This window comes from Rheinheimera baltica, assembly GCF_030731985.1.
GTDB classification, from domain to species: domain Bacteria; phylum Pseudomonadota; class Gammaproteobacteria; order Enterobacterales; family Alteromonadaceae; genus Alishewanella; species Alishewanella baltica.
Window position 1 is genome coordinate 551,661 of record NZ_JAPJDY010000001.1, and the last position, 14,484, is coordinate 566,144.

Annotated in this window: 16 protein-coding genes; 4 read left to right on the forward strand and 12 right to left on the reverse strand. The window is 45.1% G+C overall.

Translation table 11 applies throughout. The features are described from left to right. The first annotated feature begins 9 nt into the window (after positions 1–9). Positions 10–753 (forward strand): enoyl-CoA hydratase, encoded by a 744-nt coding sequence (locus ORJ00_RS02565; RefSeq protein WP_027671581.1) that lies wholly within the window; start codon positions 10–12, stop codon positions 751–753. A 9-nt stretch (positions 754–762) separates the two neighbouring features. On the opposite strand, the gene ORJ00_RS02570 is transcribed toward ORJ00_RS02565, so the two are convergent. Beyond that, positions 763–1,206: a hypothetical protein gene (locus tag ORJ00_RS02570; RefSeq protein ID WP_027671580.1), complete on the reverse strand. Its 444-nt coding sequence runs from the start codon at positions 1,204–1,206 to the stop codon at positions 763–765. Positions 1,207–1,312: 106 nt separating this feature from the next. After that, positions 1,313–2,287, reverse strand: a complete 975-nt coding sequence (gene cysK / locus ORJ00_RS02575) for a cysteine synthase A (RefSeq protein WP_027671579.1) — start codon at positions 2,285–2,287, stop codon at positions 1,313–1,315. A 112-nt stretch (positions 2,288–2,399) separates the two neighbouring features. Here cysK and ORJ00_RS02580 point away from each other — a divergent pair, with 112 nt between their 5' ends. Together ORJ00_RS02580 and ORJ00_RS02585 are read left to right on the forward strand one after the other, a co-directional pair. After that, a complete protein-coding gene (locus ORJ00_RS02580) occupies positions 2,400–3,245 on the forward strand; it encodes an AAA family ATPase (protein ID WP_027671578.1) in 846 nt (281 codons plus the stop codon). 185 nt (positions 3,246–3,430) lie between these two features. After that, a complete protein-coding gene (locus tag ORJ00_RS02585) occupies positions 3,431–4,600 on the forward strand; it encodes a vWA domain-containing protein (protein WP_306138898.1) in 1,170 nt (389 codons plus the stop codon). Between the two features lie 71 nt (positions 4,601–4,671). Here ORJ00_RS02585 and ORJ00_RS02590 read toward each other — a convergent pair whose 3' ends face one another. The 10 genes from ORJ00_RS02590 to folM form a co-directional block, all read right to left on the reverse strand. Next, entirely contained in the window at positions 4,672–5,484 is an 813-nt protein-coding gene (locus ORJ00_RS02590) for an HDOD domain-containing protein (RefSeq protein WP_305973280.1), read from the reverse strand. 165 nt (positions 5,485–5,649) lie between these two features. Further along, on the reverse strand, positions 5,650–6,411 hold the full coding sequence (locus tag ORJ00_RS02595; RefSeq protein WP_306138899.1) for a substrate-binding periplasmic protein: 762 nt from the start codon (positions 6,409–6,411) through the stop codon (positions 5,650–5,652). 209 nt (positions 6,412–6,620) lie between these two features. Continuing rightward, positions 6,621–8,678 carry a TonB-dependent receptor gene (locus ORJ00_RS02600; protein WP_306138900.1) on the reverse strand — a complete coding sequence of 686 codons (2,058 nt, stop codon included), beginning with the start codon at positions 8,676–8,678 and terminating at the stop codon, positions 6,621–6,623. Positions 8,679–8,698: 20 nt separating this feature from the next. Continuing rightward, positions 8,699–9,235 (reverse strand): phosphatase PAP2 family protein, encoded by a 537-nt coding sequence (locus ORJ00_RS02605; RefSeq protein ID WP_027672405.1) that lies wholly within the window; start codon positions 9,233–9,235, stop codon positions 8,699–8,701. A 33-nt stretch (positions 9,236–9,268) separates the two neighbouring features. Then, positions 9,269–10,162, reverse strand: coding sequence for a cold adaptation protein AtcC (atcC, locus tag ORJ00_RS02610; RefSeq protein WP_306138901.1), 894 nt, complete (start codon positions 10,160–10,162; stop codon positions 9,269–9,271). A gap of 11 nt (positions 10,163–10,173) precedes the next feature. Continuing rightward, the gene (atcB, locus tag ORJ00_RS02615) at positions 10,174–10,941 is read right to left on the reverse strand and encodes a cold adaptation protein AtcB (RefSeq protein WP_027672403.1); all 768 of its coding nucleotides are present in this window, start codon (positions 10,939–10,941) and stop codon (positions 10,174–10,176) included. A gap of 5 nt (positions 10,942–10,946) precedes the next feature. Next, positions 10,947–11,540 (reverse strand): cold adaptation protein AtcA, encoded by a 594-nt coding sequence (atcA, locus tag ORJ00_RS02620; RefSeq protein WP_306126723.1) that lies wholly within the window; start codon positions 11,538–11,540, stop codon positions 10,947–10,949. A gap of 24 nt (positions 11,541–11,564) precedes the next feature. Next, positions 11,565–11,849, reverse strand: a complete 285-nt coding sequence (gene atcJ, locus ORJ00_RS02625; RefSeq protein WP_027672401.1) for a cold adaptation protein ActJcold adaptation protein ActJ — start codon at positions 11,847–11,849, stop codon at positions 11,565–11,567. Positions 11,850–11,963: 114 nt separating this feature from the next. Further along, on the reverse strand, positions 11,964–12,986 hold the full coding sequence (locus ORJ00_RS02630; RefSeq protein ID WP_306138902.1) for a hypothetical protein: 1,023 nt from the start codon (positions 12,984–12,986) through the stop codon (positions 11,964–11,966). A gap of 232 nt (positions 12,987–13,218) precedes the next feature. Beyond that, complete coding sequence (gene folM, locus ORJ00_RS02635) at positions 13,219–13,947, reverse strand: dihydromonapterin reductase (protein ID WP_306137994.1); 729 nt, start codon at positions 13,945–13,947, stop codon at positions 13,219–13,221. Between the two features lie 180 nt (positions 13,948–14,127). Here folM and ORJ00_RS02640 point away from each other — a divergent pair, with 180 nt between their 5' ends. Further along, complete coding sequence (locus ORJ00_RS02640) at positions 14,128–14,418, forward strand: high-potential iron-sulfur protein (protein ID WP_306138903.1); 291 nt, start codon at positions 14,128–14,130, stop codon at positions 14,416–14,418. Positions 14,419–14,484: the final 66 nt, after the last annotated feature.

The following is a 14,484-nucleotide window of genomic DNA, read 5'->3' on the forward strand; positions in this document are numbered from 1 at the left end:
GGAAGAACAATGAGTCATATTTTACAGCAACAGGACCAGGGCGTATTACACATTCGTCTTAACCGGGCAGAGAAAAAAAATGCCCTAAGTCAGCAAATGTACCGTGAACTGACAGAGGCACTTCAACAAGCAACAAATGATGCGGCCATTAACGTTGTCTTATTACAGGGGACTGAAAGCTGTTTTAGCGCGGGAAATGATTTACTGGATTTCTTAGGCGCAGGTGAATTAAACGCAGCGCATCCTACTGTGCAGTTTTTGTATCAGTTAGCTAAGTTCCCCAAGCCGTTAATTGCCGCCGTCAGTGGCCTGGCTATTGGTATTGGCACCACAGCGTTATTGCATTGCGACTTGGTGTATGCCAGTGATAATGCACGTTTCCAGTTGCCCTTCACGCAATTAGGCTTGTGCCCTGAAGCGGGGTCAAGTTTGTTACTGCCCAAGTTGGTGGGGTATCAGCATGCTGCGCAGTATCTCTTATTGGGGGAAGCATTTACTGCCAATGAAGCCCAGCAGATGGGCTTTGTGAATGAGGTTGTTTCTGCTGACAACTTAACTGAGTTGGCTAGACAAAAAGCACTTAAGCTGGCATCACTGCCTGCTGACGCTGTACAAACCAGCAAGGCCTTGATGAAAAGAGGTTTCCAGCAGGTTACTCTGGAGACGATCGCTGCAGAATTACAACATTTTCAGCGTCTTCTCGATGGCGATGAGTGCCAGCAGCGCATTGCCGCATTTTTCACTAAACGCTAGCATTAAGTGTTAGCGTGCGCTACTGCTGAATTTATCTATTTTAACTGACTGAACAACCCAGTTGCCATTTTGTTGGATCATCTCTACAACCCGCATTTCGTCAACTTTTTTGCCGTTATGCTGGCCTGTTAACAACAATTCAATGTCGGCTTGATCTTCATACTGTTCGCGTAAATTGCCGCCGCTACGATTCACCCTAATTTCGACGCTGTCGAATGATAAATTGATCAGTGTGCGCTCCACCTGGCGAACAGAGCCGTAGGATTCCATTAAATCGGCATATTTTGGCGTACTGAGTCGTTTCGCTTTCTCCAGATTATTCTCAATATACAGTGCATGAAAAAACTCTGTAGCAATATATTCGGGAGAGCCCCACTGCGCGTTAACGCTAGGTTGTTCTTCGCGGCATGCTAGCAGCAGCATTAATAGAGGTAGAAACCAAACGCGTGTCATAAAGGCGGTATCCGCTTACACAGTCAGTTTCTAGTGTGGCTTTTTTTTGAAAGACTGTAAAGAAAAGGGCTGAGATTTCAGCCCTGGGATGTACCTAATATTTTGATTAAGCTTGTAATTCTTGTTCAGTAAAGATGTCGGCAAACAATGGGCTGGTTAAATAGCGCTCGGCAGCACTTGCCAGTATAACTACAATATTTTTACCGGCGTTTTCTGGTTTTGCCGCCAAACGTTGTGCTGCGACCAGTGCTGCACCAGATGATATACCGGCCAGAATACCTTCTTCACGCATTAATCGATGCGCACCGGCAATGGCGTCGTCGCTGCTAACTTGTTCAACGCTGTCTATCAGGCTTAAATCGAGATTACCCGGGATAAACCCAGCGCCAATACCCTGAATCTTGTGTGGGCCTGGTTTTAATTCTTCACCGGCTTTGGCTTGCGTAATCACCGGTGATTCAGCCGGCTCAACAGCTACACTTAACAGTGGCAGTTGCTTTTCGTGTTTAAGGTAGCGGCTAACGCCAGTGATGGTACCACCTGTGCCTACGCCGGCGATAAAGATATCTACTTTGCCATCCAGATCATTGAAAATTTCTGGGCCAGTAGTATCAAAGTGAATTTGTGGGTTGGCTGGATTTTCAAATTGGCCCAATAGTAAATATTTATCCGGGTTTGACGCCTGAATTTCTTTAGCTTTTTCAATGGCGCCTTTCATGCCTTTAGGACCCTCGGTGAGAACTAAATTAGCCCCCAAAGCTTTTAACAGCTTACGACGTTCTAAGCTCATCGTTGCAGGCATAGTCAGCGTTAATTTATAGCCACGGCTGGCAGCAACAAATGCTAAAGCGATACCGGTGTTACCCGAGGTCGGCTCAACAATTTCTTTATCGGCAGTTAGGGTACCTTTTTTCTCAGCATCCCAGATTAATGCGGCACCCAAACGACACTTAACACTAAAGCTTGGGTTACGCGCTTCAATTTTTGCATATACATTTGCGCCACCTTCGATGGTCCGGTTTAATTTGACCAGAGGGGTGCGACCGATAGACAATGTGTTGTCTGCATAGACGTTTGCCATAAAAAAACTCCGTTTACGATAAATTGGTTATAAGAATACGCCAGCGTGGCAAAAATAACAGTAGCTTTTGGCTATAAGATATTACGTTTCACCACAAGCATAGAGGGTAACAATGGCCTTTGTAAGTACCGATAACTATATCGTGTCAGACGAATTAGCTCTGGCGGTAAATGCCGCTGTGACATTGGAAAAACCACTGTTAATAAAAGGCGAACCTGGCACCGGAAAAACCCGGCTGGCAGAAGAGCTGGCAGCAAGTTTAGGCACCGAACTTATTCAATGGCATGTTAAGTCTACCACCAAAGCACAGCATGGCCTGTACGAGTATGATGCGGTGTCACGCTTGCGCGACAGCCAGCTTGGCAGCGATAAAGTGCACGATATTAATAATTATATCCGCCCTGGTAAGCTTTGGCAGGCCTTTACGGCGGCTAAGCGGCCGGTGTTGCTGATAGATGAGATTGATAAAGCCGATATCGAGTTTCCTAATGATTTACTGCACGAGCTGGATCGGATGGCATTTTACGTGCACGAAACGGGTGAGCAAATAAGCGCGGTTGACCGGCCGATTGTGATTATTACCTCGAACAATGAAAAAGAGCTGCCGGATGCGTTTTTACGCCGCTGTTTTTTTCACTATATTCGTTTTCCCGATGCTGAGACTTTACGCGCTATTGTTGCGGTGCATTACCCGCAGATACAACAACAGTTGCTAAGTACGGCGTTGGAAGTATTTTTTGAGCTGCGTGAACTGCCAGGCATAAAGAAAAAGCCTTCTACGTCTGAACTACTGGACTGGTTAAAGTTATTGCTGGCCGAAGATATCCCTGCTGATGTGCTTACTGATAAACAGCAGAAGGGCGGCTTAATGCCAATGTTTGGTGCACTGCTGAAAAATGAACAAGATGTAGCATTGGTAGAAAAACTAGCATTTTTGGCAAAGCGGCAGGGCAGGTAACAAGTGGCCTATGCTGAATTGATAGAGCGGGTACTGTGTAGTCCTCTGGCTCGACTGCAATACTCCTTTTGGCTCGTCGCAGCAACTCGCTGCGGCTTGCGCCTGCGCTCAGACACTCTGCGCCGACCAAAACGAGTTTCCAGTCTCACCCTGATACATGAGCAAGCCAGACTGCGGAACCTGCCATGCTAATTGATTTCTTTTTTACCCTGCGCAAATACGGCTTAAAAACCAGCATCACTGAATTGCTGGATTTACTCAATGCACTAAAACAGCAGGTTATTTTTGCTGACACCGATGCCTTTTATCAGCTGTCCCGTTTGTGTTTGGTAAAAGACGAAACGCAATACGACAAGTTTGACCGGGCGTTTGCGGAATATTTTGAAGGTGTAGCTCAAGTAGACCTGGCTGCAACCATTCCGCCTGAATGGCTTATCCCCGATGTGCTGCGCAATTTAACAGAAGAAGACAAAGCCAAGTTACAGGCACTGGGCGGATTGGACAAACTATTAGAAACGCTGCGCGAACGTTTAGCCGAGCAGCAAAAAAAACACAGTGGCGGTAATAAATGGGTGGGTACTGGCGGCACCTCGCCGTTTGGTGCCTATGGTTATAACCCTGAAGGCGTAAGGATAGGGCAGCAGGGCAGCGGTGCACGTCGTGCGGTAAAAGTATGGGATAAACGTGAGTTTAAAGACTTAGATACAGACACCGAACTCAATAACCGCAGTATTAAATTGGCACTAAAACAGCTGCGTAAATTTGCCCGCAGCGGTGCAGAAACCGAGCTGGATTTGTATGGCACTATTCAGGCGACGTCAGAGCAAGCCGGTTGGCTGGATTTGCGCTTTATGCGTGAGCGCCATAACGCAATAAAACTGCTGGTATTTTTCGATGTTGGCGGTTCGATGGACGATCATATCGAACAATGCCAAAAGCTGTTTGCTGCCGTAAAAACGGAATTTAAACACTTAGAATTTTTCTATTTCCATAACTGCGTCTATGAAGGTGTATGGCGAGACAATAAGCGCCGCTACACCGAACAAATAAAAGTTGATGATATTATTCATACCTATGGCGCTGATTATAAACTGATATTTGTTGGTGATGCGACGATGGGACCATACGAGATAGAATATCCGGGCGGCAGTGTAGAGCATTACAATGAACTACCGGGTAAAGTTTGGTTGCAACGCTTGTTAGCACAATATCCTAAAGCGGTGTGGTTAAATCCGCAACCGCTGCCGTGGTGGCAGCATTATTATTCGATAGGCATTATTGAGCAATTAATGGCTAAGCGTATGTATGGATTGACGCTAGATGGCTTAAGTGCAGCGATTAAGGTTTTATTATAACAACTCAGCAATTCATCGTTGGTGTAATAGCCCTGACAACAGGGCTGTTACAATCATAATGTCACGGGCTGTTAGTTCAGGAACTCTTCGATACCCTCATCCAGTTCAGGTACATTTTCAAATTTAGCAAAGACATCTGACAAGGTTAGGTGCATTGAATGGACGAGTTTGGCAGGGAAGTCGTCTAAATTGCCGTCTGCAATTTTAGCCTCGTTTTCAACCATATAATGAGCAATATGTACGCAAGCGGCATAGCTTGATAGCTCTGGGCTGCCTGTAGGATTTTCCTGCCAACGAATAGCTTGTACTATTTCTTGTGGGAAATGCCAAAAATCAGTAAGTTCTGCACCAGCTTGCGTGTAATCAAAACCTAATAATTGTTGCTCTAAGCGCGAGCGGCTTTCACCGGTGTTCACCCTTTCATCGATAACAACAGCTTCTGCTGGCTTTACCACATGAATAAGATATTCACCAATGGCGTGCAATAAACCGCAGGTAAAGGCCACTTCGGCATCAATTTTCAGGGTTTTGGCTAGCCATTTACACCGATTCGCCATTTTAAACGACTTTAACCAGAACTCTCTAATATCAAAAGCTGCCGGACCGTCTAACGCTGAAGTAAAACCAACCGATAAAACCATTGTTCTAAGCGAGTTAAAACCTAACATCACCACGGCATCTTTAATTGAGCCTACTTTGCGATGCCCCCCGTAACGCACAGAATTTGCCATGCGCAACACCTTTGCACTTAAGGCTTGGTCGTTAATGAGAATTTGTGAGATGTGATTACTGGTTATATCTGGGTTACTGAAACTGGCGATGAGTTCTTGTACTACTTTGGGAATGCTTGGCAGATTTGTTGCGTTTGAGATCAAGTGCTTCATAGTTTGGCCTAAAAGAAGTAGTTTGACATATTAGAAATATTTTATTTAAGAAGTATAGGCAAGTTTTTATTCAAGGTGTTGTATTTGTTTTATAAAACGCTATTTTCACTCATTATGCAAGGGTCAGTTGTGGGTTGTGATGATTAATTGTATAAGTGACTAATATTATTTGGTTTTTTTCATGTGTTGCGTTAAACTTTTTTCAATCACGCCCCTGCGATGAGCATCCTTAATAAATATATCAAGCTGTTGCTTCAGTCCTGCCCATTTAGGGTTAAGCGCCAATGTTAAATCAGCTTGGTCTGCTTCAACGTTATTTCGATGAAACACCATAGTGCTGAAGTGATTATTAATTAGCCAGGTTGCGACATGTTCATTCATATAAGCTAAGTCGCAGCGCTGGTTCACTAACATGTTAAATTGGTCAAACTCTGAGTCAGAATCTACCCTGATAAGGCTACCCTTATCCAGCTCGATGTTTAAAGCGTCGTATTTATAATAGCGCCTTAAGCAAATACTATTCTTATCCAAATTGGCTAAGTTCTGTTGCAGCGGCTTTAAGGAATATAAAAAGTCACGATGATTTACAATAGGTTGAGAAAAGAGTAGGGCGCTAGCATCAATTGTCCATTTCGCCGCTAAAACGGTTGCGTCATACTTACCTTCATATACACCAAGCTCGGCACGTTGACGGTTCTCAAATACATACTGTAATTGATACGGTTGCCCGAGAAAAAATGCATTTAACAACTCGGGCACAACACCTTGTGGCACATTATCGTCTGCAGCATACATATACGGAGGGACTTGTGGATAATATATTGCGATTTTAAACGTTTCAACGCCCAATACCTGAAACGAAAATAACAAAATAGTTAGCATGAATTTTGTAAACACCCTGTGTTCCTTCGAAATGTTGCTGTCCAAAGGTTCACTGTCACTGCTATGTGGCTATTAATATATTCGCCAGATATGACAGTTTTTTAATGTGGACTACCTGATTTTATCACCACATGCCAGGCTGAAATATGCCAGTTAAACCGGTTATTTTGCAACATATACTTTAACAATTTTGACAATGAGTGTGCGGTCAAGATGCCTTAGTGCATAAACGTAGGGTTGGCGCTGCGGGCATGTTAATGCCAGCGGTAAAGCAAAGATAATGAAAAATGACGAGGCCTACCGGGGAAATAGCGGTCGCCGTCAAAAGCACTGAAGTCGGCACGTTCGGCGTAGGCACGGTTATTAACATTGATTACCCTGCCATAGAGTGTCAGAGCTGGGCTTATTTGCCAGCTGCCGCGCAGATTAAACAGGTTATGACCCTCATACTGATGCAAGTTTTCAGGGTCGGTAAAGTAGCGGCTGGTGTAATGCCATTCCAATCCTAACTGCGTGTTATCCGACGGTGTCCAGCCTAGTTGAATATTAGCAAGTAACTTAGGCGCGGTATCAATGTCATTGCCGTTAATATCGATGCCATTTAGCACTTGGCTATAGTTGTAGGTATGACGTGCTGAACTAGCTGCAACGGCGATATCAACTGTGTTACTAATATCGTACTGTAATTCCAGTTCAATACCACGGTGGCGTGATTTACCATCATTCACATTAAAAAAAGCACTGTCGCGAAAAATAAAGTTATGTTTAGACATCTGGTACACGGCGAGGCTGTAGCGTAGATGCGGCAGGCTTAAACGATATCCTATCTCCAGATTATTTGCGGTCTCGGCTGTTAAATCTGCTACGCTTTGATCGCGCTGCAATTGATACAATTCAGCGGTTTGTGGTGCGCGATAGCCTCGTGACAAATTGGTATAAAGCAACGAATTAGCCGTTAACTGATAACTGACGCCAAATTTAGGTGACAGATTATCAAATTGCTGAACACCGTTTTCCGGCCGATTAAAGCGACACCCGCCCATTGCGCATTCGCTGCCATCGTCTTTGGTGCGACCGGAGAGCATATTGTTGTGATAATTGTATCGCACGTGTTCATAGCGTAGTCCACCATGCACCAGCCAGTTATCAAACTGCCAGTTAAGTGCGGCAAAGGGCGCGTACACTCTGGCTGATACGTCATAGTCGTAATGTTTTCCCGTTGGCACGGTTGCCACAACAAAGGGCGAACCGGTGGCAGGAAAATCTTGCTGTTCCAGCATGTCACCGCGAGTGTATTCGCCGTCAAAACCCAATTGCAGTTGAAACGCAGACGTTAAATCCCGTTGCCATAATGACAGGATCCCTACACCTTGCTGGCTGTTTTGTTCCAAGGGTGTGCCGGGTAAGAAATGCTTGATAAAGGTCATTTTCTGGTCACGCAGATATGGGGTAACCGTCAACATATCACCGCTTTTTAAATCCCAACTGGCTTTACTCCATAACCTTAGTGCGTTGGCATCACGGTATGGTTTAGGTTGTTGCGTGTTGTCGGCAGGTTGTTTGGTGTGTGCATAGTTGCTGGCGTAACCTGAAGTGTCTTGGCTTAGATTGGTTAAAGTTACACCTGTTTGCAGCGTAAACTGCTGTGCGCTATAACGATGACGCAGGTTGATTTTCTGCTGCTCTACGCCTTCATCGACACGATAACCACTGTCTGACGTGATGCTAGCGTTGATGCCAAGCCCGGTATTGCCGAAATCTTTACCGGCACGTAGTTTGTAGCGGCTATAGCCATAGGAACCTAAATCCAGCCCCAGCATGGCATTACCATAGGTGGTGTCGGGTGTTATTACGTTAATGACACCGTGCACGGCATTAGAGCCATACAGAACTGAACCCGGTCCTTTTAATACTTCTAAGCGCTGTGCCATTTCGCTGTGCGCTTCAAACAATTCGTTAATGTTACAAAAACCCGCTGCGCGCAGTGGAATACCGTCTTCAGCTGTTAAAATGCCACCACAAGCGCCGGCGCCGGACAGCACTTGTGAACGCAGCGCCGGCAAATATTCCTGACCATTGCCGCGTTGCAGGTTGGCACCAGACACTAGCTTTAACGCTTCTTCAATGTGTGTTGGCGCAATCAATGCCAGGTCTTGCTGAGCTACCTGACTTAATGTCTGTGGCAGATTACTGGTTGATGCTGCTGTGCGAGACGCTGTTGTATTAATACGTTCTATTGGCTCTTCTTTTGCTGTGGCTTGTGCCGTAAGCATGGCACCTAACGTTGCTATTATAAGTTGTGAAACGTTCATAACACCTCATTAGCTGTGTTTTACCACGTTGACCTAAATTGTATGCCTACGCCGTTTAGCCCCGCTGTAGGTGTAACTTGCACACCATAAAAGGGTTCGGCAAAGTAAAAGCTGGCAGCAATACCGATTAATGCACCGGCTAGCACATCTTGGCTGTCATGATGGTCATTATTTACCCGGCTGTAACCGACATAGCTTGCTAACGCGTAAGCGGGGGCACCGTATTGCCAACCGTATCTTCGCTGTAAAAAGGCGGCACCCTGAAATGCCATAGCAGTATGGCCGGAGGGGAAGGCGTCATTGTCTGAGCCGTCCGGCCGGTTTTTATGGATTGCGCTTTTTAATGCGTAGGTACTGGCAATGGTGGTGGCAAAACTATAATAAAATTGTTTTGCGCCGCTATCATCGTTCAGATACTGCGTCATCCCCCACGCTGCAGCCGGGAGGGCAAGGCGCAGCACATCAGCCCCAGTGTCATCGGTGTTAGCCATGGCACTATGCAGCGGGGTAGTACTCAGTAGCGCTGCGACAGCGAAGCTAATAATGCGTGTATTCATCAATATTCCGTTAACGTTGGCAATAAAGCCGCATTACAATTCAATATATTGCGGCCAGCCCAACAGAGGATTAGTTAAACCTTGTTTACCTTCTAACGCATCCAGCTTTTCCGGGCTAGCATCAGTATGTGTTAATGCTTGATAGCTTTTGGCAAAATTTAAGGTGCGTAACAGGGCAGGTATAAAATGCTGACCTAAGTCTTCCCGAATGGCATTGGCATTCGCTTCTGGAAGTTCAGTTAGTGTGGCTTCGGTTTGCAGTTGAAAAAACGCATCGCTAAACCAATGAGGCTGCAGCGTAATGTTACGAATGCGCTTTTTTAAATCTTGTCGTACTTTATCACCACCGGTCAACGTACGGTAAAACACCACTTCTGCCAGCACTTCTTCTAATGAAAAGTGTTCAAATTCGTCAAAATGCGTGCGGGCGTAAAACTGTTGCTGTAGCAGTTGCATTGATTGAGTGCGGCGATGCTCTGTTAGTGCATGTTGATAATGGGCAACACCGGTCCATTCTTCGGCGTCTGGTGGGCTGGCAATATGTTGCAGTAGTTGCTCTTCTACATCACCATACAATGAGGCTTTACCGGTTTTTTTACTAACGGTTACCAGCATGTTCCAACCTTTTTGAAACGGTTTTACTAAGCCTTCCGGCGCTAACAATAGCGTTAATGCCTGATGTATATCGCTGTTGCTCAGCTCTTGCAGCCCCAGGCTTACCACACCAATAACGTCATGTGACGCCTGTTCAAGCAAATGCATTTTGTGTTTATTATAAAACTTGTCGGCAAACTTCAGGCTCATTAGCACTGCTTTACTTTTGATGTGTTTGAGCTCGTCTTCGCTAAGTTTATCTTCGGCTTGTGCTGTGGTAATCACCTGCGTTAGAAAGGGGCCCAAACTGCCATCGCGTAGCATTAGCTGCATGAAGAAGCTCCTTAATCCAAAAAGCTGAACATATCGTCCACTTCGCTGTATTCATCGTCTGTAGTTTGGTTTTTCTCTTTTGCTTGCAATACCAGCTCGCTGGCAAATTTATTGATAATACCTTCCCACGCTGAATTTTCGTTACGGATCAGAGCTTTAATTGCAGTTTCAACGTCTGGTGTTAACTGCTGAATAAGCGCCAACAAGCTGCGTGGATCGTCTATACCCAAATTATTGGCATCTTCGGTCTGACTACGCTCTGTATAGGCTTCAGCTTCTTCCAAATGTTCTTCATCTTCATACAGTTTGTCTTCCCAGTAATTTTCATACTCGAGAATTTCACCGCGGTAAATTTCAATAAAAGGGATGCTTAAGTAGAATAAACCAGCCGGATCGTCTGCTATACAACTCAAAATTGCGGCCTGTTTGTCTTCCGTATCCTGGGTGCGAATAAGGTAGGTAAGAAAATCAAACGTATGCTGTTTCAGTTCTTCAGCATTGTTTTTAATTTTTTCTTCCCAGTAAAGTGGTTGCTGACACACAATATCGCGAATGCGTTCTGGGCTCATTAACTCAGAAATAATAGATGGGAAAGATATATCATGTTCGCTGTTAATTTGGGTAAGCGTGACAATATCAATATTTTCAATAACCTCTACCAGCTGGTCATCACTCATAGTGTTGGCGATTAGCTCAAATTTCTTACTGGCTTGTTTGGGTTCGATAAGTGCCAGTTGCTTAATTTCAGCTACGGCGATTTCAATTAAATTCGTACTCATTACACTTACTCTCCCTTAAAGCGAATATCATCGAACTGATCATCGTAACCGTCTTCGTCGCTGTCTTCATCGGCGTCGTAATCGTCGTTGCCATCAGCGCCATAGCTATTATCGTCATAATCATCACCGTTTTCGTCTTCGCGTGTGTCGCTACTGCTGGCATCCTCACTGTAGGTTTCACTGCCATTGCGTCGTTTGGCCGTAATTTTTCCGTTAACTTCAAGTAAAAATAATACGGCACAGGCTTCAATCAGTACGGTTTCAGAATAAGTGCGAATGGCCTTTACCAGCTCGACATCGGCATTGTTAAATGCGACTGAGGTTTTAAACTCGTCCCAGCTGGGCGCGGTGGCGCTGTTGATCCATTGTTGCCATTGTGGCACGACTGCGGCGGGAAATTTTACCCGACCATATAGCGCCATCGGTAAATATTCCGGCAGTGATTCAAGCATTTGTGGGTCGGCCAGTAATATCGCTTTTATCTTAGCGGTAAATTGTGCCAAGGCGTTGGGGGTATCAGGGTCCATATAGGACTCAATGTTTTCCAATGCGTCTGTTTGCAATGCACGAATTCGTGCCATATTTAGTTTGGTAGTCATATCACTCTCAGAACGGTAATGTGCTTAGGAATAGTACTGATCCCATAACTCTTGCATCGCAGAAGTGGGGTCGGTAACAATGACATTATTGAAATCTTTAATAAACGCCGCTTTTTGTTTTGGATCTGACAACACAGTATAGGCGGCAGTGACCCGTTGTAGTTGCGCTGCAGCTTGTTCTTTTTCAACGTCGCTTTGCCCATGCAGTTTATCCGGATGGTATTTATTCGCTAAGCGCCGATAGGCCTTTTTAATGTCGTCATCGCTAGCATTGGTTTTTACGCCAAGTACGCGAAAGTGATTTATCATAGGTTGTCCTGAAAACTAAGAAGAGTTGCACCCGCCCACTGATTTTTACCGCTTAAGGCAGCCGTGAATAATAACAGATCGTGCTTAGCTGTGCAGCTTATGCTTAAGTATGCGCTATTTCTGCTGGTGAATAAACCATAGGGGGTTTACCGGTAGCGTAAACATTAACGGCGCAAACTTATTAAAATTTTCGGCATTATCAGGGCACTGTATATTGTCTGGATAGTGTTTTTTCCAGGCATCGTTAACCAGAAACAATGTATCGCTATGCACGGCAACGCCTTCAACCGCGGTTTGCACCATTTTTTCATATGCCGGGCAGGTGCTATTAGGTGTGGTTGGTGCGTAGTAGGCCATCTGCTGCACAAAAGGCCGCTGGTGTTGGCTGATGTCAATTATCCAGATTTGGTCATCGTTGCGCGCAACGGCTACCAAATATCCCGGATGGCCAATTTTGGGGCTGGGTAGATAATCAAGGTCATTAATCGGGTGATCTTTGGTATCAGGCAGCGGTAAGGCAAATGCAGAGTCCTGAACCTTGACATAGTCATCTTGTTGCCAGAAAGCACTGTCATATTTCGTTTGAAAAATCATCGGTGCGTTAGCCGCATTTTGCTCTAATGCCAGATAAATATTGCCGGCATTATCAAACGCTAAACCTTCAATACCATCATTGGGCGCATTACCAACCTCTGCTGAGGCTGGAAATTGGACAGGACGTACAGCGGTGATCTTTGCGAAACTTAATGCTTTATCGGTATTAATCTTCACCAATAATGTTGGGTAATCTGTTGAGTTGGTAACGCCATAACGTGCTTTGCACTCAGGGCTTAAAGTGATAAACGAGGAATCTTCGGTCACGGTCACAAGAACGGTATCGTCTAATCTGTCCCATGTCAGTGCTTCATAATCGGGATATTGGCTAAACAGCTCTCCAAAGCAGCCATTCAGTATATTGTCAGATACGGTGATTGATATTGGTGCCGCATTGAGCTGTGCTGTCTCAGGGTTTACCCGCAACAATTTATTGCGCATATGCTCTGCGGCACTGTTATCGCCCAAATGAATAATCTCATTATGCCGCCAGGTGAAGCCTGAGCTTTGCGGGTTAACCAATGTTTGGTGTTGTTGATCCATAAGCCACTTACCTGCTGCATTAAACGTCGTCACAGGGTGCTCGGCTGATACAGAAAAGGTTGTACACATTAATGTTGTTAGAGTTAAAACTGAAGCGAATACAGTGTGTAAGCTTTTCATAAGTTCATTCAAGTCGGTGATCTCCCTATCATTGTGCCAGTGAACGCATGCAAATTAAACCAGGGCTTTGCCAAGGTTAGCCAGGAAGTGCGTTTTGTAAGATGAAATTCGGTTAAGGTAGGTTTAGTGGCCTACCGCCATCGAGTTCAAGTACCTTTCCGGTTATGTATCGGCTATTTAGTAAATACGTAACGCAGTTAGCCATTTCATTTGCTCCAGGCTCAAGCTGCAACAGAGACTTATTTAGTGCCTTGGTTTTGTAAGCATCACTGTCGTCCTGATTAAACATCAATAGGGCTGGTGCAATCGCATTTACTTTTACTTTTGGCGCTAGTGCCCGGGCAAAACTAAAGGTTAAGTTGGTTAACGCGGATTTTGACGCGGCATATGCCATATGTTTACTGCTTCCTACACTGGCAACAAAATCGGTAATATGAATAATGTCAGCAACGGAATTGTTGGCCAGCATTGGCGCTAAAGCCCGGTTAATAATGTAAGGCGCTTTAGCATGTACAGCCTGCATCGCATCATAAATAGCGGCATCATTTGACACATTGTTGCTAACATCGGTTATAGCATCCGCACGCCAGTCAGAAGCATTGTGGATTACCGCTCTAAGTTTTTGATAATGCTGTTTAATATGTGAAATAAACTCACTGAGTTGCTCAGTATCACAGACATCGAGTTGATAACAGTTTATGCCCGCGTCCCGCATTTGCTGCACACCTGCCTTTTCACTGCGATAGGTTGCTAACACCTGAAACCCAGCTTGTTTTAGCGTTAAGGCGCAGTGCAAACCCAGCCGTTGGCCCGCACCGGTAATAATAATAACGTCAGACATGAGTATTCCTGTAATCGAGAAATCTGAACAAGCTGTAACCAATACGTTACGCGGCTGCTTTGGTTTAGTGTATGGCAAAGAAACTTGGTTTAAACCAATATTCAACTAAAACAGTATTAGTAATCAGTTAACAAAAATAGTAAGCGCTGTCTCAGTGCAATGACAAACAGAGGACACATTATGACGACAAGCAGACGACGTTTTTTAAAATTATCAGCCGGTGGTATTGTTGGCTTGAGTGTGGGGGGCCTGAGCTTAAGAGCGTTTGCCGCTGAACAAGTTGACCCGGAAAACCCGCAGGCTAAAGCACTACAGTATGTACATAAATCAGCCAAAGAGGGACAAAATTGTTCAAATTGTATTTTGCTACAAGGCGATGCCAGTGAGGCATGGCGGCCATGCGGTGTATTTCCAGGCAAACTGGTAAACGCCGAAGGTTGGTGCGCCGCCTGGGCGAAAAAGCCTGGTTAATATATTCCACTGATGGGCAAACCGGTTCGATTTGTTAAATCTGGCCGGTTTGCGCTCTACTCAGCA